At 49.2% G+C, this 23,354-nt stretch carries 17 protein-coding genes and 2 pseudogenes; all 19 read left to right on the top strand.

The features are described from left to right. Positions 1-12: 12 nt before the first annotated feature. The 19 genes and pseudogenes from mttB to DCMF_RS16305 all read left to right on the top strand — a co-directional run bounded on the left by mttB (position 13) and on the right by DCMF_RS16305 (position 23,193). Positions 13-1,458, top strand: a pseudogene (gene mttB, locus DCMF_RS29705) ([trimethylamine--corrinoid protein] Co-methyltransferase). A 48-nt stretch (positions 1,459-1,506) separates the two neighbouring features. Next, positions 1,507-2,160 (top strand): corrinoid protein, encoded by a 654-nt coding sequence (locus tag DCMF_RS16385; RefSeq protein ID WP_148135411.1) that lies wholly within the window; start codon positions 1,507-1,509, stop codon positions 2,158-2,160. After that, the gene (locus tag DCMF_RS16380; protein ID WP_148135410.1) at positions 2,157-3,575 is read left to right on the top strand and encodes a trimethylamine methyltransferase family protein; all 1,419 of its coding nucleotides are present in this window, start codon (positions 2,157-2,159) and stop codon (positions 3,573-3,575) included. The genes DCMF_RS16385 and DCMF_RS16380 overlap by 4 nt, the downstream gene beginning before the upstream one ends. 250 nt (positions 3,576-3,825) lie before the next feature. Then, a complete protein-coding gene (locus DCMF_RS16375) occupies positions 3,826-5,583 on the top strand; it encodes a sigma-54 interaction domain-containing protein (protein WP_148135409.1) in 1,758 nt (585 codons plus the stop codon). 298 nt (positions 5,584-5,881) lie between these two features. Continuing rightward, positions 5,882-7,273, top strand: a pseudogene (gene mtbB, locus DCMF_RS16370) ([dimethylamine--corrinoid protein] Co-methyltransferase). Positions 7,274-7,311: 38 nt separating this feature from the next. Next, positions 7,312-7,956 carry a cobalamin B12-binding domain-containing protein gene (locus DCMF_RS16365; protein ID WP_148135408.1) on the top strand — a complete coding sequence of 215 codons (645 nt, stop codon included), beginning with the start codon at positions 7,312-7,314 and terminating at the stop codon, positions 7,954-7,956. Between the two features lie 153 nt (positions 7,957-8,109). Further along, positions 8,110-8,466: a PAS domain-containing protein gene (locus DCMF_RS16360; RefSeq protein WP_214658664.1), complete on the top strand. Its 357-nt coding sequence runs from the start codon at positions 8,110-8,112 to the stop codon at positions 8,464-8,466. A gap of 300 nt (positions 8,467-8,766) precedes the next feature. Next, entirely contained in the window at positions 8,767-10,389 is a 1,623-nt protein-coding gene (locus DCMF_RS16355) for a BCCT family transporter (RefSeq protein WP_148135406.1), read from the top strand. A 155-nt stretch (positions 10,390-10,544) separates the two neighbouring features. After that, positions 10,545-12,548, top strand: coding sequence for an oxidoreductase (locus DCMF_RS16350; protein WP_148135405.1), 2,004 nt, complete (start codon positions 10,545-10,547; stop codon positions 12,546-12,548). A 482-nt stretch (positions 12,549-13,030) separates the two neighbouring features. Continuing rightward, the gene (locus tag DCMF_RS30125; RefSeq protein WP_257790914.1) at positions 13,031-13,165 is read left to right on the top strand and encodes a hypothetical protein; all 135 of its coding nucleotides are present in this window, start codon (positions 13,031-13,033) and stop codon (positions 13,163-13,165) included. Continuing rightward, positions 13,158-15,032, top strand: a complete 1,875-nt coding sequence (locus DCMF_RS16345) for an oxidoreductase (RefSeq protein WP_148135404.1) — start codon at positions 13,158-13,160, stop codon at positions 15,030-15,032. The genes DCMF_RS30125 and DCMF_RS16345 overlap by 8 nt, the downstream gene beginning before the upstream one ends. Before the next feature lie 11 nt (positions 15,033-15,043). Further along, positions 15,044-16,282, top strand: coding sequence for an aconitase/3-isopropylmalate dehydratase large subunit family protein (locus DCMF_RS16340; protein WP_148135403.1), 1,239 nt, complete (start codon positions 15,044-15,046; stop codon positions 16,280-16,282). Positions 16,283-16,294: 12 nt separating this feature from the next. Continuing rightward, the gene (locus tag DCMF_RS16335) at positions 16,295-16,792 is read left to right on the top strand and encodes a 3-isopropylmalate dehydratase small subunit (RefSeq protein ID WP_148135402.1); all 498 of its coding nucleotides are present in this window, start codon (positions 16,295-16,297) and stop codon (positions 16,790-16,792) included. 43 nt (positions 16,793-16,835) lie between these two features. Then, entirely contained in the window at positions 16,836-17,789 is a 954-nt protein-coding gene (locus tag DCMF_RS16330) for a Bug family tripartite tricarboxylate transporter substrate binding protein (protein WP_214658663.1), read from the top strand. Positions 17,790-17,875: 86 nt separating this feature from the next. Then, positions 17,876-18,367: a tripartite tricarboxylate transporter TctB family protein gene (locus DCMF_RS16325; protein WP_148135400.1), complete on the top strand. Its 492-nt coding sequence runs from the start codon at positions 17,876-17,878 to the stop codon at positions 18,365-18,367. Between the two features lie 29 nt (positions 18,368-18,396). Continuing rightward, complete coding sequence (locus DCMF_RS16320; protein WP_214658662.1) at positions 18,397-19,908, top strand: tripartite tricarboxylate transporter permease; 1,512 nt, start codon at positions 18,397-18,399, stop codon at positions 19,906-19,908. 128 nt (positions 19,909-20,036) lie between these two features. Continuing rightward, positions 20,037-22,139 carry a sigma-54 interaction domain-containing protein gene (locus DCMF_RS16315; RefSeq protein ID WP_148135398.1) on the top strand — a complete coding sequence of 701 codons (2,103 nt, stop codon included), beginning with the start codon at positions 20,037-20,039 and terminating at the stop codon, positions 22,137-22,139. A 27-nt stretch (positions 22,140-22,166) separates the two neighbouring features. Continuing rightward, positions 22,167-22,706, top strand: a complete 540-nt coding sequence (locus DCMF_RS16310; protein WP_148135397.1) for an AbrB family transcriptional regulator — start codon at positions 22,167-22,169, stop codon at positions 22,704-22,706. Beyond that, on the top strand, positions 22,696-23,193 hold the full coding sequence (locus tag DCMF_RS16305) for an AbrB family transcriptional regulator (RefSeq protein WP_148135396.1): 498 nt from the start codon (positions 22,696-22,698) through the stop codon (positions 23,191-23,193). The genes DCMF_RS16310 and DCMF_RS16305 overlap by 11 nt, the downstream gene beginning before the upstream one ends. Positions 23,194-23,354: the final 161 nt, after the last annotated feature.

Raw genomic sequence — 23,354 nt, 5'->3', positions numbered from 1 at the left:
GGGTTTAACCGGATGGATGGTTTTGCGCTCAATACTTTTAGCCAAGATGAATTGTATGCCATTCACTGCGCTACTTTGGATGTCCTGCACCATGTAGGGGTCCGGGTAGACAGTCCGGAAGCCCGGGATCTTTTTGACGGCGGCGGCGCCTTTGTCGACCCCAAGACCAATATTGTCAAGATTCCTCCTTACCTGGTGGAAGACGCCATCCGTTCCACACCCGGTACCCTGATCCTGGCTGGTCGTGATCCCAACAAGGATTATTGTATGGAGGCGAACCGGGTCGGATTTGTCAACTTTGGGGAAGGGGTTAATGTGATTGACCCGGTGACGCGCAAATACCGGACTACGACCAAAGCAGACGTAGCCAATGCTGCCCGCATGAGCGACTATTTATCGGAAATGGACATATCCTACCGGGCCGTGGTTGCCCAGGATCAACCGGGACATGTCCAATCTCTCCATAATGCGGAGGCCATTTTTCCCAATACCACCAAACACTTTTTTATCGGCGCCGACGGCGTGAAGAATGCGAGAAAATTGATCAAGATGGCCCAGGCAGTGGCCGGAGGAAAGGATCAATTAAGAGAAAGACCCTTAATCACCTTCAACGTTTGTCCGACCAGTCTCTTAAAACTAATTCCTGAATGTACGGACGTGGTGATAGAGGCGGCCCGGGCGGGTATTGCCATTAACATCATTTCCATGGCCATGGCGGGAGCCACCTCTCCGGTGACCTTGGCGGGAACATTGGTCACCCATAATGCGGAAGTATTGTCCACCATCGTGCTCAACCAATTGGCCTGCAAAGGTGCTCCCTGTATCTATGGCAGTTCCACCACGATTATGGATATGAGATATACCACGGCGCCGGTAGGAGCGCCTGAGTTGGGCATGATCAGCGCATCGGTGGCAAAGATGGCCCAGTACTACCTGTTGCCCAGCTTTGTGGCCGGTGGGTAGGCAGACAGCAAAATACCGGATGCTCAAGCAGCTCATGAAAAAACCCTTACCGCTCTTTTGGCAGCCCAGGGTGGCGCCAATCTGATCTACGGGGCAGGGATGCTGGAGCTAGGGATCACTTTTGATTTTGCCCAATTTGTCATGGACAACGAAATGTATAAGATGATCAGAAAAGCTGTGGGCGGCATCAGTGTTACCGATGCCAACATGGCGGTGGATATTATCAAAGAGATCGGCCCGGGCGGCGAATTCATCAGCCACGCCCATACCTTTGAAAACTTCAAAAGAGAGCAATCCCAAAGCAAGCTAATTGACCGCACCATGCGGGAAACATGGCTGCTGAACGGGGGAAAAGACTTTACGGAGCGGGCCTATGAAGAGGCGAATCATATCCTCAGCACCCATCAGGTAGCGCCTTTGGCACCGGGGGTAGAGGCTACGATCAGATCGATCGTGGAAGAAGCGGAAGAAGAGTATGGGATCAAGAAAAAATAAAGAGATAATTTTTGCCCAACAGGCAAAAAAATGATAGGAGGTATGGAGATGGAACAGGAACAAATTTTTATAGAGCTGGCAGGAGCGGTTTTTGAAGGCGACGAGGATCTGGTGGCCGAATGGACAGACAAGGCAATCGCAGCAGGGTTGGACCCCTTGGCGATCATTAATGACGGTTTGACGAAAGGAATTCAGCAGGTGGGCGATCATTTTGCTGCGGGAGATTATTTCTTACCCGACCTGCTCCTGGGCGCCAAAGCCATGGATGCCGGGATTAAAAAACTGGAACCCCTTCTGGACGGGACAAACAGAGTATCCTTAGGCAAAATATTAATGGGAACGGTGCAAGGAGATTTGCATGAAATTGGGAAGAACATTGTGATCATGATGTTGAAAACGGCAGGCTTTGATGTATTCGATCTGGGTGTAGACGTGCCTTCGGAAAAATTTATCCAAAAGGCCAAGGAATACCACCCGGATGTCATTGGCATTTCCGCCTTGTTAACGACCACCGTGGGCCGGCAAAAAGAGATTATTGAGTTGTTGGAAGAAGAAGGCCTGAGAAAAAAGGTAAAAGTAATGATTGGCGGAGCGCCCATTAACCAGGCCTGGGCAGACAAAATCGGCGCCGACGGTTATGCGGAAGATGCTTCCGTAGCTGTGTCCGTAGCGAAAAGGTTAGTGGAGGTGCACGCAGGATGAGATTCGATTACCTTTCCGAGGAGCAATTGGCCCAGGTTCATGAGGCCAGTTTGGATCTTCTAAAGCGGGTAGGGATCGGTACCCAATCCCAAAGATTGAAAGAACTGCTTTTGGATCACGGGTGTAAAGAGAAAGGAAACCGCGTTGTTTTTACCCAAGATGTGATCGACAAAGGATTGAAAACAGCCCCCTCCTCTTTCCAGCTGTATGGGCGAAAAGACGGTTACGTGCTGGATATCGGCAAGAAAAAAGCCTACTGCCAGACTCTGGTAGGGGCACCTTCCGTGATTGATTTGGAGACAGGCCAAAGAAGAGATACCCTGATGCAGGATTTGGCGGATATTACCCGGTTGGCGGATGCCCTGGACCATGTCCATATTATTTCCCCTTCTTTCCCCAGAGATGTTCCCCAAGAAATTATTTTGACCCTGGAAACCGCCACTTTGCTCAGGAACAGCTCGAAACCCTTTAGTATCTGTGTGGAATCTTGCCGCGAAATGAAATATATCCTGGAAATTCTGATTGCGGCGGCCGGCAGCGAGAAGGCTCTGAAAGAAAAGCCTCTGGCTACTCTTCCCGTATCCCCGGTGAGCCCCCTGGAATATGGCCTGCATCCGGCCGAGGCCATGCTGGATATTGTCGCAGCCGGAATTCCTCTTGGCGTAGAACCCAGCCCTACCATGGGTGCTACGGGTCCCATGACCGTAGTCGGATGCACGGCCATGCATAATGCGGAAATGTTAGCCGGTGTCATTGCCGCGCAGCTTTATCGACCGGGAGCACCGGTAACCATGTCTTCCCGGACGGGATTTATGGATATGAGAACCGGTTTGTGCTTGTGGGCTGCTCCTGAGTTCGGGCTGGCTGCCCTGGCCGCCAATCAACTGGCCCGGTACTATCAGATCCCTTGCGCACCGGGGGGATATTCCGGGGCCTCTAAGATTGCCGATGCCCAGAGTGCCTATGAACACATGTATAATGCCCTGGTACAGGGACTGGGCGGGGTGGATATTATTGGTTCCGCCGGGTCCTTGGACAATGCCTTGATCAAGTGTTACGTGATGCTGGTGATTGACAATGAGATTTCTGCCCTGGTTCAGAGAACCATCAAAGAGGTAGAAGTGAATGAAGACAAGCTGGCGGTGAATGTGGTCGCGGAAGTCATTGAAAACCAGGGCAATTTCCTGGAACACAAACATACCAGGAAACAGTTGCGCGCCGGGGAATTGTGGGTGCCCGGCATCAGCCAGCGGCAGACCTTCGAACAGTGGGCTGTCAAAGGAGAAAAACTGGAGGATATTGCCAGACAAAGAGCAAAGGAGTTGCTCGCTACCCATCAGGTACTGCCTTTGGATGATGAAGTGGAAAAAGAATTTGACCGCATTATTGCAGCAGCAAAAGCTGATTTAACCTGACTAACTTGGCGTAAGACTCCCGCTTCGGGAGTCCAACGCCAATTAAGCCATGCATTTGCAGTTCTAAAACTTGGTAAGAAAAGCACTTACCAAGTTAAGAACTTGCTTCAATGTAGACTTGCTAATTTCATTCCCTGCCTGTATCCCCAAGATCACGGAGATCCATTTAACCCGGGTAAAAGGTTGCCTGCCTTTTGCCCGGGTTATACCGCCACAAGAAGGCCAATTCATTTTGCGACGGGGTGAAGAAATGGAACAGAACAACTTCCTGATCAAAGACTTGCTTCAACCAATTATTTCGGAAATCGATCTGGGATTAGCGGTGGTAGACGCTCAAACAGGAGTGCCAGAAATATTTAACCGCTTTTTTTCCCAAATCCTTGGAGTAAAGGATCCTCTTTTAAAGGGAAAAAGTATCAGGGAAATGATTCCCGGTCTTACTCTTGGGGAAAGCGGCCCCCGGGAATTTTTCCTGCCTGATCTGCAAAAAATTGTGCGTGTGAAAACAATACCGATAGGAAACAACACTTTTTTCGTTATCATGTCCGAGGTCATGAACCGGGATGAAACGAAAACAGTTTTGCTCAATGAAGCCTTCAAAATTGTTTTGGATCATATTGATGAAGGGATTATTGTGGTGGATGCGGAAGGAAAAATTATCTACTGCAATGAGGTCCAGTTAAAATTTGACGGCCAAAAATTTGAAGACGTGGTGGGGAGATATTCCTGGGATGTCTATAATTTTGAGAAAAAGGACAGCACCTTGTTTAAATGTCTGCAAAAGGAAGAGCCGTCAAAAGCTTATGTTCATTACTATCTTTCCCGTGCCGGCCAGTATGTGCGCGTCACGGGAAATAATTTTCCCGTCAAGCAGGGTTCGAAAACCCTTGGTGCCGTAGCCATTGATCGGAACTTGCAAAATAGCGAGGAAATGGTTGCCAAAGTAGTGGAACTGCAAAAGACCCTTCAGGAAGGAAAACGTGATTTGGCCGGGACCCTGGGAAGCGGCTATTTACCGGAGAAACGCTTTTTTTCCTTTGAAGATATCCTCGGGGAAAGCGACGCCATCCGCCAGAGCCTGCTCTGGGCCAAAAGTGCCGCCCGCTCCGATTCGCCGGTTTTTCTTTATGGGGAAACCGGAACGGGAAAAGAAATGTTTGCCCAGAGTATTCACAGCAACAGCAGCCGCAACCTGAAACCCCTTATTTCCATTAATTGTGCCGCCATCCCGGAAAACCTGCTGGAGGGGATCATTTTTGGCACGGTGAAAGGCGTGTTTACGGGAGCTACGGACCGGAAAGGTCTCTTTGAAGAAGCGGACGGGGGCACGCTTTTTTTAGATGAAATTAATTCCATGCCCCTCAATTTACAGGGCAAATTGCTGCGGGCATTGGAAGAAAGAAAAGTCAGGCGCTTGGGGGGAAAGCATGAAATACCGGTTGATGTACGGATCATTAGCAGCTGTAATAGCGAGCCGACAAAAGCCGTTGCGGAAAAACAGCTGCGCAGTGATTTGTATTATCGCCTGGCGGTAGTTAATATTGAGATTCCTCCTTTGCGGATAAGAAAAAGGGATATTCGGATTTTGGTCGATTATTTTATCCAGTGCTTTAATATCAAACTGAAAAAAAATATTTATGAAATTTCCCCCGAGATTTATGGGCACCTGGAGGAATATGATTGGCCGGGCAATGTCAGGCAGCTCAAGCACTGGGTAGAATGTGCCATGAATATGGTCCCCGAGGATCAGACCATCCTGATCGAGGAATATGTTCCCCAAAAATTCAACTATTTTTTTATCCGGGAATCCAATCTGGGCTTAAATATTGTCAATCATCCCAGTGTGGAAAGAGGCGTGGAGGTTTCCAAGCAAATTCGGGAGCAGGAAATCGTGAAAGTGGTGGATGAATTAAAGCGGCATGGGGGCAACATTACCAAGGCGGCAAAGGCCTTCGGCATCAGCCGTCAGGGATTACAGTATCGCATGCGTAAACTGGGCATAAAATAAAGATAACATCAATGACCGAATGACGATTCGACGCAAGAAACGGCAAGTAATCGCCGGTCCTCCCGGGTAATTACTTGCCATTTCTTGCGTTTTCGGGCGGTTGGTCGAAACGATCCTTTCATTCATGAAAAACCTGGAGAGGAGAAATGCCGGTAAAATCAAGGCATCCGCGGAGATGAAAGAATTAATGGGATTCTTTTAAAAGAATAGGTACATTGGCATAACTGTTGCTTTATCTATTGTTGGGATCCTGGTAACATGAGATTTTTTGATGCGAAATAGGAAAAGGAGGGTTTAAATGAAAAAGTATTTTACAAGGATGGGCGACGGTTCCGCAGTCTGGATGAGCGATGAAGATATTCGCTGGGATTTAGAAGAAGGAATGAAAGACGCGGCAGACCGGGGAAAAATTCCGGAGCTAACTGATGATGAGATCGAGCAATTGTTCGAAATCATAACCCATCCGCAAAAAACCGTGAGCTGTGAAAGAGGAAACGAAGCAGTTGTTACCTTTGATGCAGGGACATTGAAGTTACCTGTGCGAGCAGGGCTTCCTATGGATAGAACCACGACCATCCTCACCCACGAAAGGGTTTTCTGTTCGGATACCATGGAACTTTGTGCTACGGACTACAGTTACAAAGCCTTAAAAAATATCGTCAGTGAAGAGGCCATGGCCATGGAGCGGGCCCAATTAAATTGCATCATTCCTATTTTTTATGGGGCCATGCCTAATTTGGGGCTATACACCAAACCCGACGGACCCATCGATAACTGGTCGGAACTTTTGCCTCTGGCGAAAATTCCGGAGGCCAGAGCTGCCCAGGAAGAAGCAGTGGAGCATGCTGTCAGGGATATGGTCTTTATTGCCAGCGCCCTGTACGAGAGCGGTGCGGATGGGATCAACTTTGATACCATCGGCGCATCGGGAGACGGAGACTATTTAGCGGCCTTAAAAGCGGCAGAAATTTTAAAGGACAAGTATCCCGGGATTCCCATTGAGATGGGTATGGCGGGAGAGTTTGTCCTAGGCATGCACGGACAATTGAAATATGATGGGGTAAGATTGGCAGGCCTTTACCCGCATCAGCAGGTAAAAGTATGTGAAAAGGCCGGAGCAACCATTTTTGGCTGTGTGATTAACACCAACAGCAGTATGTCCTTTGCCTGGAACCTGGCCCGGACAGTGACATTTGCCAAAGCCTGTGTGGAAGCGGCGGATATCCCGGTTCATGTCAATGCCGGGATGGGCGTAGGGGGAATTCCCTTAACGAATACATCGCCCACCGATGCCACATCCCGGGCTTCCAAAGCGATTATCGAAATTGCCAAGGCCGACGGATTGTAGATTGGCCATGGTGATGCCTACGGGATGGCTGTTACCCATGAGGTTGCCACAGGCATGGGCGGAATACGGACTGCCGGAGATCTGGTAGCACGGATGCAAATGCTGAAGGGCATGAAATTAAAGGATGCGAAAGAATATGTAGCAGGGAAATTAGGGGTTTCTGTGTTCGATCTTTCAGATTCCAATATGATGAAAGAAATAAGAGAACAGCTTGATATCGGCCACGTGTTGGACCGGACCAAGTGCGCCAATGGCATGGAGGCTAAGTTTAATATCGCGCGGGTTCTCGATATCGAAATCAATAGTGTGAACAGGTTCAAAAGTAAAATTCATCTGGTATAAAAAATCAAAAAAAAATGTGAAACGAGGGGGAAGGAACAGTGAGTCGTGAAGCACTCATTCAGGAAGCGATTGATACAATCCTTAAATATGACCAGGAGCGGGCGGTCCGGGTCGCCCAACAAGTATTGTCCGAAGGTTTGGATCCCGTGGACATTCTTACCAATGGATTTAGCGCGGGAATCCGGCAAGTGGGAGATCTTTTCGGCCGGGGAGAGGTGTTTCTCCCTGAATTGATGCTGTCTGCAGATGTCATGAAATCTGTAACCGGAGCCTTTGAAGGGGCGATAGAAGGCAAGGAGGCCCATAAAAAAGGCAAAATGATTTTTGCTACTGTGGAGGGAGATGTTCATGACATTGGCAAAGGTATTGTGATATCTTTGATTAAAACCCAGGGGATTGAAGTCATCGACCTGGGACGGGATGTTCCGGTAAGCAGAATTATCGAAAAGGCTGTAGAAGTAGATGCCGATTTAATCGGTACTAGTGCCCTACTCACAACCACGCTGGTGGAACAAAAAAAGCTGGAAGAGGAACTGAAGAGATTAGGGCTGCGCAATCAATTTAAGACGATGGTAGGCGGTGCTCCTGCTACGCAGCGCTGGGCAGACAGAATTGGCGCAGATGCCTATGGAGAAGATGCGGCTGATGCCGTAAACAAAGCCTTAGCATTGTTAAATGAATAAACAGGATGATCCCGGGAAGAGGGCCCGAAAGGACGCTCTTCCCTCTGCCCTTTGGCAGCCCAGAACAGAAGCCGTTTACCTGATAACCCTGGGCGGAATTGGTTTCGATTCCTCGATATGGGATCCGGCAATGATGGAAGGAGAATAGATGGCATGGGAAAAGCGATTATTGTTACCGATCGAAAAGGTTTTATTTTATATTTCGATTCCCAGGCTGAAACCATATTCGACGTGAAAGAAGCTGATGTAACAGGAAAATATATCACAGATTTGGGTAAAAATTATGTGATTTTAGCCGAAATCTGCCTGAATACGGTCCGGTGGGAAAGAAAAGTAGCGAGGATCCTGAAACTAAGGAAAGGGATGATTGTTCTGGCAACGGGAATGCCGCTGTCCGATAATGATGGTGAACTGATCCGGGTCATGATGACATTAAAAATAATGCGCAGAGACAGGAGCCGGTTCTGTGATTGGAAAATGAAAGAATTGTTAGAAAGATTGTCCAGCTAAGTGTCTAAAACTGCTTCAATTACCCGTTTCGTACAATAAAAGAAAATGCAAAAAAATAAATGAAATAGTATCTTGATAAAGGAAATGGTTTAGACCGGGTAATGCTTTTGACCGAAGGCAGGGGATAGTAAGGGGCGATTTCTGAATGGCACGTTTATGGCAAGCAAAATCAAGATTGTTTTAGGTTTGGTAATACGGGAAAAAGGAGGTGCCTATTTGTCCTAAAATCGTCGCCGGATCAAACAGCTATGCACAGCTTGCCACCAGATAGACAGAGAGAAAAATAAAGGAGGAGTAACAATGGATAATGGTAAACCAAAACCGGTATATGCCAGAGTGAATAAGACCGTATTTGTCTGGTCCGCACTTGCCTGTTTGATATTCTATGGGCCAATGGTCGTGTTTCAAGAAGGGGCGCAGAATCTGGTCAATAAATCCATGAGTGTTATCACGCATAGTACGGACTGGATGTGGGAATTCGTGGTTTTTGGATGTCTGGTATTTTTAGCCTGGCTGGCTTTGGGACGGTATGGCAAAGTGAAATTAGGAAGACCTGAGGATAAACCGGACTTTTCTGTTTTTACCTGGGTGGCCATGATGTTTTGCGGTGGCACCGGGGGAGGTCTCGTCTACTGGTCCTTAAATGAACCCATTTACTATTTACAATATCCTCCCTTTTGGCTGGAACCTTTTTCCCCTCAATCAGCCCAATATGCCTTAGCCTACGGAATTTTTCACTGGGGTTTCAGCGCTTGGGCTACATTTGCTGTGGCGGCTGTTGCTTTCGCCTATATGTATTATGTCCGGAGACGGCCTTATCTTTATCCCAGCTATGCCTGCCGGGGGATTCTGGGCAGCGTGGTAGACGGCTGGGTAGGAAAACTCATTGATGCCGTTGTTGTCATCGGTTTGGTGGGCGGGATGGCTACTGCTCTTGGCTTTATTGTACCGATGATATCAAAGGTTTCCGCAGACTTCTTTGGCATTCCGGAAACCACAGGCTTTAAAGTGCTGATTTGCTTTGTGATGGCGCTCGTCTATGGCTGGAGCTGTTATAACGGTTTAAAGGGCGGTATTGCCCGGTTGGCGGATTTTAATATGTATTTGACTTTTATTTTACTTGCCTTTGTGTTGCTTGTCGGTCCAACTGTCTTCATGCTTTCTTTGTTTTGTGATAATTTTGGCGTGCTGCTGCATGATTTTGTGCGCATGAGCTTTTATACCGATCCTGTCACAAAATCAGGCTTTCCCCAAGACTGGACCGTTTTTTACTGGGCCTGGTGGCTGGCCTGGGCCATGTACGTAGGCCTTTTTGCGGCCAGAATTTCCAAAGGCCGCACAATCAGGGCACTTATTTTAAATATGATCTTTTCCTCTACGCTGGCATGCATGCTCTTTTACCTGATATTTGGCGGTTATCAGGTAGACGCCATATTGAATCACGGCTCCCAGGTGGCGCAAGTTTTGCAGGACCAAGGGGGACCGGCCGTCGTATCCTTCTTCTTGAATTCCCTGCCCTTAAAATGGCTGGTCATTCCCTTCTTTATTGCGGTAATGGTGATTTCAACGGCCACTGGTACGGATGCGGCTTCCTTTACCCTGGCCAATATGACCTGTCATGAAATCCGGGACGGGGTAGAACCGCCCAAGTGGATCCGGTTATTTTGGGCCGCGATGCTCTTTTTTGCCTCTACCGCGCTGCTATTAGTGGGTGGCATGGACGTTGTTCAGTTGTCCTCCGTATTAACTGCTGTGCCGGTGCTCCCTCTGCTGGTGATACTGGCGATTTCTACAGTTAAGTGGCTGCGGGAAGATTTTGGCTATGACCCCTATTTAACCACGGACAAGTATATGGATGAGAGCAGTGCCGATTATCAGCGGGACAGTCTCGGTTCTGAAATATCCCAATCCCAAAATATTTGAGCTGAAAGGCCTATGATCATATAATGTCTTTAGGAAGGTGGTCCTTACCCTCGACAGGAGGGTAAGGATATGTCCTCCCATAAATCTTTCCATCAGTATCTTTATTGTGAAAGAGTATTTATGGGAGGACAAAATTAGAAAATAGGGGGATATGAATGAATAAAAAATCTACCTGTCTCTTTCAACCGATTTCTATCGGCAATGTGGAAATCAAGAACCGCATCGGCATGGCGCCTATGTCTGTCTTTGGGATGGTATCGGCAGATGGTTGTTTTACTCAGCGGGGCATCGACTATTATGTGGAACGGGCCAAAGGTGGGGCGGGTCTCATCATTACCGGATATTCGGAAATTGAAAACGAGGTGGAGGTCTCTCTCTCGGGGATCGTTCAAAACCCCTCTGTGAACCCGCCCAGGTTTATTTGCACAGCCGGTGAAATGACGGAAAGAGTCCATACCTATGGAGCAAAAATATTTTTGCAAATCACCCTGGGTCTGGGCAGAGTAGGTTACGAACCGTGGATCAGCTGCAAGCCCATTGCGCCTTCGGCCATACCGAATTTTTGGAACCCGCAGGAGACGTGCCGGGAAATATCCCTGGAAGAAATTCAGTTCTTAATAAAAAAATCCGGAGAGGCTGCGAAAATCGCGAAACTTGCCGGTTTTGACGGCGTAGAAATACATGCCGTTCATGAAGGGTATCTATTGGACCAATTTGCCCTGGCCATGTTTAATAAAAGAGGAGACAAATACGGCGGCGACTTAAGAGGGAGGCTGGCTCTTTCCACTGAGATCGTTCAACAGATAAAGGGTGTAGTAGGGCAGGAATTTCCTGTGATCATGCGGTTTAGTGTGAAAAGCTTTATCAAGGACTGGAACAAAGGCGGTCTTCCGGGTGAAACGTTTATCGAAAAAGGCCGGGATGTGGATGAAGGACTGGAAGCTGCCAAGATTCTTCAAGAGGCAGGATATGATGCACTGGACGCTGACTGCGGTACTTATGAAGGTTTTTATTGGGCCCACCCGCCCGGATATCAAAAACACGGGTGTTATTTACCCTTTGTGGAAAGACTGAAAGAAGTAGTAAAGATTCCCATATTAATGGCGGGAAGGATGGAGATACCGGCCTTAGCGGAGAAAGCATTATCCGAGGGTAAAATCGATATGGTACTGCTGGGCAGAGGTTTACTGGCCGAACCCTTCTGGCCGGTAAAGGTAAGATCTAATCAAATAGAAAAAATAAGACCCTGTCTGGGCTGTCATGACGGCTGCCTGGGCAGGCAAGACCTGTGCCGTCCTCTTTCTTGTGCCGTAAACCCGGCCTGTGGACGGGAAGTAGAGTATGCTTTGCATCCCCCGCTTCAGCAAAAGAAGGTTCTCATTATCGGCGGCGGTGTGGCAGGATTGGAAGCTGCCAGGGTTTCTGCGCTGAGGGGGCATCAGGTAAGCATGTATGAAAAAACCAATCAATTAGGAGGACATCTCACCGAGGCATCCGTTCCTGACTTTAAGGAAGATGAAAGACGTCTCATTGACTGGTATAAAAATGAACTGGACGAATTAGGTATTCCCATTTATTTGGGAGAAGAAGTGAGTGCAGAATTAATTGAGGCAAAGAAGCCTGAAGTAATCATTGTCGCTACCGGCTCAACGTCCCGAATTCCGCAAATACAGGGAGTCGATCAAGATCATGTATTGACGGCATGTGAAGCCTTACTGGATCAAGAAAAGGTAGGAGATCCTGTCGTGGTGATCGGAGGAGGACTGGTCGGTTGTGAGGTGGCATTATGGCTGCGCCGGCAGAACAAGAATGTCACGATTGTGGAAATAACCGAAGAGCTCATGTGGGCAGGGGATGTTCCTTACGCAAATAAGCAAATGTTACATGATTTGTTGGAATGGCACAATGTAAAAATCATGACCGGCACAACTGTGGCAGAAATTAGCCTGAATAGGGTTGAAATAATAGACAGGTCTTTTCAGAAAGATGAGATTCCGGCCGCTACCGTGATCCTGGCAACCGGCTATCAACCCGACAGACAATTATATGAAAAAATAAAAGATTTAATACCGGAAACCTATCTCATTGGTGATGCCCGAAAAGTAAGAAACATCATGTGGGCCATATGGGATGCCTATGAAATAGCGCGCAGCATCTAATTGTAACTATGTCAAGGGACCTGTCCCTGTGACAATTTGATATTCTGAGACTGAACCTATTACTGATTTATCAGGGGTTTAGTCTTTTTTTATTTTGAGCAGCAATATGCCGGCAGAAAGATGGGCGAAATATTAGGCTATTTAGGACGCCTAATAAAGCTAATATTCGCCTATTAAATCACCTATATCGCCTAATAGGAGAGAAAGAATTTAATATACAATATGCAAGAATTCTATCAGCGTATGCCGCCCAAGGGTTTTCAGCTTTAATCCCTCTTTTATCGGGAGTGGCACAGAACTTGCTAAATGGCATGGTAAGGCTTAAGCTCTCATTTTACGAGGAAGGGAGATCAGTTATGGGGACCATCCATAAAAAGAAATGGACATAAGGAAGCTTTTTTCATGGTCATTATTGTGAAATCTTTAACGAGAGATGCAGCAGGAAAATAAACAGAAGTCTAGCTAAAAGACGGAGGAGGCCTATGATCGAAGTACCCATGTTTGAAATGAGGATAGATACCGCCAAAGAAAATAAGGCCGGTGAAAAATTAGGAGCGGCAACCAGGCCCATGGTCAAGAACGACAAGCTGAGGGCAGGAGGTAAACAACATGTATAAATTGCTCAGTCCTGCAATGATTGGACCCATTCAGTTAAAAAATCGGGTTATTTTTCCCTCTATGTGTTTATATTTTTCCGATCAAGACGGTAATGTCACAGATAAACTCTATACCTTTGTAGAAAGACGGGCCCAGGTCGGAGTGGCCGGCTTCATTATTCCGGCCAACCCGCATGGCACAAACAAGCCTAATCGGGCCTCCATTGCCGATGACAGCCGGATATCCCAATGGCGCCGTTTAACAGATATGGTGCACCGTTATGACAGCCGTGTTTTTTGCCAGCTTCATCCTTCGGGCATTCAGTTCGGACGGGTGGGCTTTTCCAAGAACCCCCTGGAGCATACCGCCGAGGAGGTCCAATTTCTTATCGAATCTTATGCCCAGGGAGCCTTACGGGCTAAAAAAGCAGGCTTTGACGGCGTAGAAATTCATGGCGCCCATGGCCATGAGGTCGCTCTTTTCCTTTCCAGCCTGATTAATCAGAGGACGGATCAGTATGGCGGTGATTTGGCCGGACATGCCAGATTAGTCACGGAAATGATCAAGAAAATCAAGAATTATGCGGGCCAGGATTTCCCGGTGATCCTGCGCATCAGCGGCGAGGAAAGGTTACCGGGGGGACGGCAAATGGCGGAAACCATTGAATTATGCCGTTTGGTGGAAGCCGCCGGTGCGGATGCCATTCACGTATCGGTAGGGATGCCGGATAGTGAGCAATGGGAATGCCCCTCCTCGGACATCCCCCAGGGACATATTGCCTGGATGGGGGAAATGCTCAAAAAGAATCTTCAGATCCCGGTGATTATTGTAGGACGGATCGTGGACTGGACTGTGGCCGAAGAGATTATTGAGACGGAAAAGGCAGATTTTGTTACCGTAGGTCGCGCTCTGTTGGCGGAACCGGACTGGATGAAATCTATCGGTTGCCCGGAACAAGACCTGATTCGCCATTGCATCGGCTGTAATCAAGGATGCCGGAACAAGCGGGGAAAGAAAAAATCTCCCTGCACCTGTTTGCAGAACCCCATGCTGGGACAGGAAGAACTGGTAGAGATCAAAAAGGATGAAACAATCAAAAAGGTTTGTATCATCGGCGCAGGGGTCGCCGGGCTGGAAGCCGCCGACGTGATGAGCCAAAGAGGACATCAGGTGACGGTATTTGAAAAAGAGAAGGAATTGGGGGGAATATTTCGCTGGGCCAGTGTCCCACCTGGGAAAAAAGACTATCTTAATCTTCTCCGGTACTTTGAAAAGGTGCTGACGCGACGGGGGGTAAAATTTGTCTTTGATCATCAGATCAACGAACTGCCAGGGGGCTTCGACATCTATCTTTTGGCCGTAGGCGGGCGCGAGATCATCCCTGCTTTGGAGAATAACGGGGCCGCTCTCTACCGGGCCATAGACCTTTTGTCCGGAATCAGGGAAGCGGACGGGGATTCTTTTGTGGTAGTGGGAGACGGTCTGGTAGGATACGAGACAGTGGATTTCCTGATCGCAAAGGGTAAAAAAGTAATCATGGTCGGCGACAATCCGGAGGATCCTTTAGCCCGGCTGGGCATCGCCCGCTGGCGTTTTATGGAAGAACGCTTTCAGAAAGGAGAGATCCGCATCATCCGGGATGCCCTGGTTATCTCTCTGGGCACCGACTCCTTTACCATTAAGAATAAAAATGGGGAAACTGAGGAAATACCAGGCCGCTATACCTATGTCCTGGCTTGTGGATACGGGGCCAACGAAGATTTGTACCATCAGGCCCAGGATCCGGATCAAGAAGTCTATTTGATCGGGAGCGCGAAGGTCGCGGGGGATGCGATGGATGCTATCCATGATGCCTTTCGCACCGCTCTGGGGATCGTGGTGAAATGAGGTGAGATAAGATGGCTATGACCGTAACGGAAAAAATCCTGGCGCAGGCCGGCGGCCGAAGTTTCGTAAAACCGGGAGATATTATTACGGTACAGGTGGACCGGGCCATGATTCATGACAACAATGGACCCCTTGTGATCAAAGAATTCAACAGGCTGAATATTCAGGATGTCTGGGATCCGGAACGGATTGTCTTTGTGATTGACCATCACAGTCCCTCTACCTCCGTAAAAGCAGCCGCTCATCAACAGAGCATGCGCAAATTTGTGAAAGATAAAAAAATTCGTTATTTTTATGACTGCGGGTCGGGAATCAGCCACATTCTGATGCTGGAGGAGGGTCTGGCCGGTCCCGGACAGGTGATTGTGGGTTCGGATTCCCATACTACCGGTCAGGGTGCCCTGGGCAGCTTCGCCACCGGGATCGGTGCCACGGAAATGGCGGGTGTGTTGGCCACGGGGACCACCTGGTTCCGGGTTCCCGAATCCATTCTGATCACCATCACCGGGACCCTTCAGGCGGGGGTAGATGCCCGGGATGTGATCTCTCAGGTGATGAAAAGTCTAGGACCTTCAGGAGCCAATTACTATGCCGTAGAATTTACCGGACCTGTGATCGAGGGATTTGAGCTCAGCGAGAAGGCCACTCTATGCGTCATGAGCATGGAAATGGGTGCCAAGAACGCGATTATTGTTCCTGCTCATGGCCCGGGGGTGGTTAAAAGCGATGCGGACGCAGGCTATCATGCCCGGCTTTTCTATGATGTTTCGGGGCTGGAGCCTTTGGTATCCTGTCCCAGCTTGCCTACCAATGTGAAAACGGCCCGGGAGGTAGAACAGGAGAAAATATTCATCCAACAGGCTTCTATTACCTCCTGCGCCGGGGCTTCTTTGCGGGATTTAGCCGTTGCCGCCAGCATCATGGCCGGGCATCGGGTCCACGAGGGGGTTCGATTGATCGTCGTACCGGCCACAAGAAAAATTTATGACCAGGCTTTAACTCAAGGATATCTAAAGAAAATTTTTGACGCGGGGGGAATTATCTGCTCACCGGGTTGTGGAAACTGCGGCGCCCATGATGTGGGCATCCTGGCTCCCGGTGAGGTGGGCCTCAGCTCTTCCACCCGAAATATGCCGGGCCGCATGGGGCCGGGAGGGGAGGTGTACCTGTCAAGTGCGGCCACGGTAGCTGCTTCCGCAATTAGAGGATATATCTGCGACCCTCGAGAATTTATATCATGTAGATCGTGAGGTGGAAAGGGTTTGGCGAAATGCTGGAAATTTGGTGATAATATTTCTACAGATGAAATTATACCCGTGCAGTATATGGTCGTGGTAGACCCCCGGGAATTGGGGACCCATATTATGGAGAATGTGCGTCCCGGCTTTGCCGGCCAATTTCAGACCGGAGACATTATCGTAGCCGGAGAGAACTATGGGTACGGATCCAGCCGGGAGCATGCCGTATGGGCCTTAAAGGGGGCGGGAACCAGCGCCGTGATCGCCCGCTCCTATGCCCGGATTTTTTACCGCAATGCCTTAAACATCGGGCTGCCGGCCATCATCTGTCCGGAGGCTGTGGACGGAATCGAAGAAGGAGACAGCGTGGAAGTGGATCTGGAGAAGGGAACCATTCATCATCTGACCAAAGGAGTAACTTACTCTTTTCCCCTTTTCCCCTCTTTCCTCCGGGAAATCATGGAGAACGGCGGCTTGATTGAAACATTGAATGCCATGGATTTAAAAAAAAGGATTGATTGATAGAATGGTGCCTGGGACGAAAAAATTAAGGAGGTTAAGGATAATGTCTTATCGTAAAATAATCGTGGGTATGCTTGGCATGGTCTGTTTGTTGGCGATTTTGGGCGGATGCGCCGATAAAGCCGGGACGGAAGCACAGAGTGGGTGGCCGGAAAAAGAAATTCATTTTATCTGGCATTCCAAAGCAGGTTCCTCCGGAGACATTCTTTTGCGGAATTTGGGCAGCGTCATAGAGCAAAACCTGGGCAAAGCCGTGGTGGTGGAGAACAGGGAAGGAGCCGGCGGTTATAATGCCTGGGATTATCTGAGGAAAGCCGCTCCCGATGGTTATACCTTTGGGGGAGTTGCACCCACCTTCCTTAGTTCCATGTTGATTAATAAGATGGATATCACACCGGCGGATTATGACCCGGTGGCAGTTCTCTTCACGGATCCTTTGATTATGTATTGCCGTACCGACAGTTGGAAAGATTTTGACGATTTTGTGGCCTATGTGAAGGAAAACCCCGGTGTGGTAAAGATTGCCGGAGGAACTCCCGGAAATGTGGATTTCATGGCGCTGCGCGATTTGAAAGAAAAAGCGGGGCTGGACATCAAAGAAGTGCCTTTTGAAGGGGGCGGAGAAGCTCCCGTGGCTGTGGTGGGCAAACACCTGGACATCGGCATCGGGGAATACGGGGAAATCGGTCCCATGGTGGAATCGGGCAAGCTAAAGATACTGGTGAGCTTCAATCCATTGCCCGGTACCGACGTCAAAACGATCCAAGACTATGGTTATGATATTCATGTGGAAAAGTTCCGCGCCATCGTGGCGCCCAAGGGCACGCCCCGGGAGATTATCGACCAGATGTACCAGGCGATCTCCGAAGCTTTTAAAGATCCTGGCTTCATTAAGTACTATGAGACGGCCAAAATGGTTCCCAACCTGAAAGGTCCCGAAGAGGCGGCCCAGATCATCAATGAGCAATATGAGCAAATCAAGAAGACACTGGAATAACAAGTGAACCAACATGCCAAAAGAGGCGCCTGGTTCTGCGCCTCTTTTGCGCTCTGTTAATCAATACCATGTAAGGGGTGATAACCATGTTCAAAAAGGATGATTGGAAGACGGGTCTTCTGGCCTTAGGCGCTGGTTTGTTCATTCTCCTTTTTTCCCTGCCTCTCAATGGCCGGGTCCAACAGGCGCAGCAGTTAAGCGAAGTCATGGGGCCTTCGGGTTTACCCAATATTATTGCTGTGCTGATGATCCTTATTGGTTTGGTGCATTTAGCCGTTTCTTACCGGATGCGGGATCAGAATGCCCATCCGGACAGCATCAAGGAAAAGAAAGAAACAAAGAAGGGCATCCAGGAGGGGATTTTGTATTTGGTGATTCTGGTTTCCCTTGTCTATATCTTCTTGTTGCCCAAACTGGGCTACCTGCTCATGACGATCATGCTGATGGCAGTTCTTTTATATTTATTCAATGAACGGAAATGGCAGAAAGTGCTGATCATCAGTGTGGCCTTCAGCGTCTTTTTGTACTTTGTGTTCGGCGAACTTTTAGGTGTTTTGCTGCCTGTCTTATTTGGGTAGAAACCAGTTCTGAAAAGGAGTTGATAAACGTGCTGGAACATTTGGCATTAGGAATAAATTTTGCTTTCGAATGGCACGCCATCCTCATGATTTTCCTGGGTGTTCTCTGGGGTATCATAGGGGGGGTTATCCCGGGCATTAACGCTACGGTGGCGATGTCACTGATTCTCCCCTTTACCTGGGGGATGCCGCCCCACATTGCCATCATGCTGCTTCTGGGCGTCTATGCCGGCGCCGAGTATGGCGGTTCCGTACCGGCCTGCCTGATTGGAACGCCGGGAACCAATGCTGCGGCCTGCACCGTAATCGACGGCTATGAAATGACGAAAAAGGGGCGGCCAGGTTTGGCCCTGGGCACCTCTCTTTATTCAGGCGTTATCGGCGGGATGGTGGGGAATATCGCACTGATTATCTTGGCCATTCCCCTGGCTTCTGTGGCCCTGGCTTTTGGGCCGGCCGAGTATTGCGCCATGGCCATTATGGGTCTGACCATGATCTGCACCTTAGGGGGGAAAAATGTTTTTAAGGGGATCCTGGCCGGCCTGTTCGGCATTTTTTTAGCCACAGTGGGCATGGATATCTCCGGCGTGACCCGTTTTACCTTTGGGATTCGTTCCCTGAACGAGGGTTTTGATCTCATTCCGGTAATGATGGGCCTGTTTGCCGTTACCGAAGTCCTGAAACAAACCCGGGAATGTTTCGGCGGGGAAACTTTTATTGGCAAGTATGAGGCCAAAGGGAAAAAGCTGCCGAATTGGCAGGAAATCAAGCGGATGACGCCGGTCTCCCTTTTTGCCGGTGTCATCGGTACCATCATCGGCGTGATGCCGGGTGCAGGAGCGTCCACTTCCTCCTTTATCGCCTATAATGAGGCGAAAAGATGGTTCAAGAATACCGATACCTTTGGCCAGGGGGAAGACATCCGTGCCATTGCCGCTCCGGAATCCGCCAATAACGCCGTGACCGGCGGGGCGATGGTGCCCTTACTGTCCCTGGGCATACCGGGGTCCAATTCTACCGCCATCATGCTTGGGGCCTTGATGCTGCATAATGTGGTTCCCGGTCCCACGATTTTTGAAAGAAACCCTGAGATCGCCTACGGTGCCTTCATTGCTTTATTTATTGCCAATATTTTTATGCTTGTTCAGGGACTGGTTTTTATCAAAGTCGCCTATCGGATTACAACCCTGTCCAGGCCGGCCCTGTTGGCTTCCATCATTGCCCTTGTCTTTACCGGGGCTTATGCCGTAAACTGCCAGATTTCCGACATCTTTCTCACGCTGGCCTTTGGTCTGGTCGGCTACGGCATGAAAAAGATTGGGTTGCCTCCTACCGCCACAGTTCTCGGCTTTGTTCTGGGACCCATCATGGAGAATAACCTGCGCCGGGCGCTGATTATCAGTGACGGCAGTTATTGGAATGTGTTTTTTGGCAGCCCCCTGAGCTCCGTATTAATCATCATTTCTCTCGTCAGTCTCGGCTTGACGATTTACCGGGGCTGGAGTGACACGCGCCGCGAGAAGCAGGTGGTTATGCCCTGATCGTCCTTGCTGCTCAAGAGGTGATATGAGCTGCTCCGGGATGCAGGGAGGACAGGCAAGATTTGTGGGATTTTTAATTGCGCAAATGATTGTTATAATGAGGAAAAGCCTTGTCTGGAGTGAAAGAGATGCCTGATAAAAAGATTGTCTATATCGTCTCCCAAAACCCATTTACCTGCGTTCAGGTGCAGCAGCAGCTGACCCAGTATTTGGCAGGATATATTGAAGTCCGGACCTGGTGCTTGAAGGACACCGAGGAAGTACCGGCGGAAAAGGATTGCGACCTTTTTATCGCGGCCAACAAACCTGTTTACCGGGAAATTAGAAAAAAGCTTCCTGCCGACCAGCGGGTCTTGATGGCGAATCGCACCCTGGAAGTGGACAGCCTGGAGGAAATTATGGCCCTGCCCAAGGACAGTGAAGTGCTGGTGGCAGGTTCTTGGAAGGAGACCGCGCAGGAGAAGATTGACCTGCTCCGGGGGTTCGGACTGGATAAAATTCGTTTTTATCCATACTGGGATGGCTGTGAGGATTATCCGCGCCATGTGGACATTGCCGTAATTACCAGTGATCAGGCCATTCCTCCCGAAATTAAACGGGTGATTGACATTGGGGTGAGAACCCTCGATCTATCGACCTTTGTAGAAATCATTGTGAAATTGGATTTGCCCCGGGAAATTATCGATGACATCTCGAAGCATTATATTGCTACGATCTTCCATTCTGCGGAAAGACGCTCGAAAATTGCCGAACAGAGCGCCCGGCTGAAGCAGCGTCTTCAGGTGGTACTAAATACGGTGGACCAGGCCATTATCGCCATTGACGAGACCAATGAGCTGGTTGTGTTCAATCCCGCGGCAGAAAAGCAGTTGAGTATTGCCGCAGACGCTGTCCTGGGCAGAAATGTGGGGGAAGTGCTCCCCGAGGTTGATTTTCGCACGGTATTCCAGACCGGGGAAAGTCTCATTAACAGTATCCGCTGTATCCGGAGCAACTATTTTGTAGTCAATATCAGTCCCATCCTTGATGAAGAGAATAAAGTGCTGGGCGCCGTGTCCACTCTGAAGCCGATTCATGAGGTGCAGGAAATGGATACCAAGGTAAGGCGGGAATTAAAGCGCAAAGGGAACATCGCCAAGTATTCCTTTGAGGATATCATTGGCGAGGCTCCCGCTTTAAAAAGTACCATCGAAATGGCCAAAACATTTGCCGGCACCGATCTGACCATTCTCCTTGAAGGAGCGAGCGGAACGGGAAAAGAGCTGCTGGCCCAGGCCATCCACCTGGCTTCTCCCCGCAAAAACGCTCCCTTTGTGGCCATCAATTTTGCCGCCCTGCCGGACAATCTGGTCGAAAGCGAACTTTTTGGCTATGAGGAAGGCTCCTTTACCGGGGCAAAAAAGGGGGGCAAATCCGGCCTTTTCGAGGAGGCCCATACCGGTACCATTTTCCTGGATGAAATTGGCGATGCCTCCTTGGAAGTGCAGAAGAAATTGCTGCGCGTCCTGGAAGAAAGGGAAGTGAGAAGGATCGGTTCCAGCACGGTTACACCCATTAACGTAAGGGTGATTGCCGCCACGAATCAGAGTCTGAAGCAACTGGTGAAACAGGGTAAATACCGGGAGGATTTATACTACCGCTTATGCACCATCCAGGTGATGGTTCCCACTTTGCGCCAGAGAAAAGAAGATATTCCCCTGCTTTTTCGTTATTTTGCCCGCAAGCTGTATCAGCGGGAATTAGGCTTTACTCCGGACGTCCTGCGCCTGCTTATGGATTATCATTGGCCGGGGAACATCAGGGAGCTGCAAAATATCACCAACTACCTGTGCGGAATTATCAAACCGGAGGATAGCGTTACCACCCAATATCTCACCACTTATTTAACACAGGATGTGCCCACATGGGGGGCGCCTGCTCCGGTTGAGACCGGTACCGATGACCTCATGAAAAATGTGATTCAGGAATTTGATAAGCTGGGTGGCCAAGACTATTTAAAGGAGATTATTAAGAAATTTCATGAAGAAGCTACTTTTAACAGGGGAGTGGGACGCCAAATGCTGGTTTCCAGCCTGGCCCAGAAGGGCATGCCCTGCCCCGAGCATAAAGTACGCCTCTTTCTCAAGAAGCTGGAACGTGCCGGGTGCATTACTGTAGGCACCACCAGGCAAGGTTCCCGGCTGACCCATTTAGGCGAGGCTCTGCATCGTTTGTTTACCCAAAGGATGTAGATACCACAGGAAGGGAGTTATGAGCAAATGGACACACAATTTGCCCTCAGGCTTGCCCTTACCCTGTTATTGGGTGGGATTGGGGCCTGGGTGGCAATGAAAATAAAAATCCCTGCCGGTGTTTTTTTAGGCCCCATTCTCATCATCGGGGCCTATCAGGTGTTTTACGGCCCCTTGATGGACAGACCGGTGTGGTTAAGGACCATGGTACAGATTGCTGTCGGCATCGTACTGGGTACCAGCTTTGCTAAAGTTCACCTGGACGGACTAAAAAAGCTGATCAAGCCCACGGTAACTGTCTGTGCCCTGATGCTGGGAGGCGGTTTATTAATTGCGTTGATTTTAGGCATCACCACAGATTGGGATTATAAAACGGTAATTCTGGCCACCACCCCCGGCGGCCAGGGGGAGATGGCGATTCTTTCGGACAGTGTTGGCGCCGCAACCGAGAAGGTGATCATCCTGCAGCTGGTGCGCAACCAGTTGGTAATGCTTCTGATGCTGCCCTTGGCCCGGGCCTTTTACAGCATCAAGCCCAGCAGGAGGCTGCAAAGCGATGAAGATTAAATTGGCCACGATCTTGAGCGCAATTGCCGGGGGCCTGCTGTTAACCTACCTGAACATTCCGGCCGGCGCCATGGTGGGAGCGATGCTGGGTACGGTGATCATCCAGGTGAGAGAAAAGGACAAAATGGAGGTGCCCCTGAAGGTGCGGCGTTTAGTGCGCATGATTATGGGCGCTTATGTGGGTCTGGGGATCACAGCTGAAGGGATCAGGCAAGTTCGCGACATCCTCTGGCCTGCCATTATGACCATTGGGGGAATGAGCATCCTTACCCTTCTGACCATGCTTATTCTCCACAAACTTTATGGCTGGGATCTGAAGACGGCGATCTTAAGCTCGACACCGGCGGGCCTATCGGAAATCGGCATGAACGCAGAAGATTTTCAGACCGACCCGGTTCCCATTACCACGATTCACCTTTTTCGCTTAATCACGGTTCTGATCATCATTCCCATTGTCATCAAGGTGCTTGGTTTTGTTTTTCTATAAAAGATTATCGAACGCAGTAATCGGCTGGTCTAACAATTCTATCGATCTTTTTCGTTAACCCAAGGGAACTTTGTCCCTTGGGATTCATTTTTAATGTGCTGGTTCTTCCTTATGTCAAGGGACCTGTCCCCCTGACATTGTGGCATGAGGGATTTCCCATA

Origin of the sequence: Candidatus Formimonas warabiya, assembly GCF_002777255.1 — a bacterium.
Classification (GTDB): domain Bacteria; phylum Bacillota; class Dehalobacteriia; order Dehalobacteriales; family Dehalobacteriaceae; genus Formimonas; species Formimonas warabiya.
Note: the sequence above shows the minus strand (reverse complement) of the source record. Positions and strands in the feature narration are given on the sequence as shown.

Bases quoted from the DNA above. Each gene is read 5' to 3' on its own strand.
- DCMF_RS16325 (WP_148135400.1), top strand. From the start codon at position 17,876: ATGTTCAAAAAGGATGATTGGAAGACGGGTCTTCTGGCCTTAGGCGCT.
- DCMF_RS16330 (WP_214658663.1), top strand. From the start codon at position 16,836: ATGTCTTATCGTAAAATAATCGTGGGTATGCTTGGCATGGTCTGTTTG.
- DCMF_RS16355 (WP_148135406.1), top strand. From the start codon at position 8,767: ATGGATAATGGTAAACCAAAACCGGTATATGCCAGAGTGAATAAGACC.
- DCMF_RS16380 (WP_148135410.1), top strand. From the start codon at position 2,157: ATGAGATTCGATTACCTTTCCGAGGAGCAATTGGCCCAGGTTCATGAG.
- DCMF_RS16340 (WP_148135403.1), top strand. From the start codon at position 15,044: ATGGCTATGACCGTAACGGAAAAAATCCTGGCGCAGGCCGGCGGCCGA.
- DCMF_RS16375 (WP_148135409.1), top strand. From the start codon at position 3,826: ATGGAACAGAACAACTTCCTGATCAAAGACTTGCTTCAACCAATTATT.
- DCMF_RS16345 (WP_148135404.1), top strand. From the start codon at position 13,158: ATGTATAAATTGCTCAGTCCTGCAATGATTGGACCCATTCAGTTAAAA.
- DCMF_RS16350 (WP_148135405.1), top strand. From the start codon at position 10,545: ATGAATAAAAAATCTACCTGTCTCTTTCAACCGATTTCTATCGGCAAT.
- DCMF_RS30125 (WP_257790914.1), top strand. From the start codon at position 13,031: ATGATCGAAGTACCCATGTTTGAAATGAGGATAGATACCGCCAAAGAA.
- DCMF_RS16360 (WP_214658664.1), top strand. From the start codon at position 8,110: ATGGGAAAAGCGATTATTGTTACCGATCGAAAAGGTTTTATTTTATAT.
- DCMF_RS16305 (WP_148135396.1), top strand. From the start codon at position 22,696: ATGAAGATTAAATTGGCCACGATCTTGAGCGCAATTGCCGGGGGCCTG.
- DCMF_RS16315 (WP_148135398.1), top strand. From the start codon at position 20,037: ATGCCTGATAAAAAGATTGTCTATATCGTCTCCCAAAACCCATTTACC.
- DCMF_RS16310 (WP_148135397.1), top strand. From the start codon at position 22,167: ATGGACACACAATTTGCCCTCAGGCTTGCCCTTACCCTGTTATTGGGT.
- DCMF_RS16385 (WP_148135411.1), top strand. From the start codon at position 1,507: ATGGAACAGGAACAAATTTTTATAGAGCTGGCAGGAGCGGTTTTTGAA.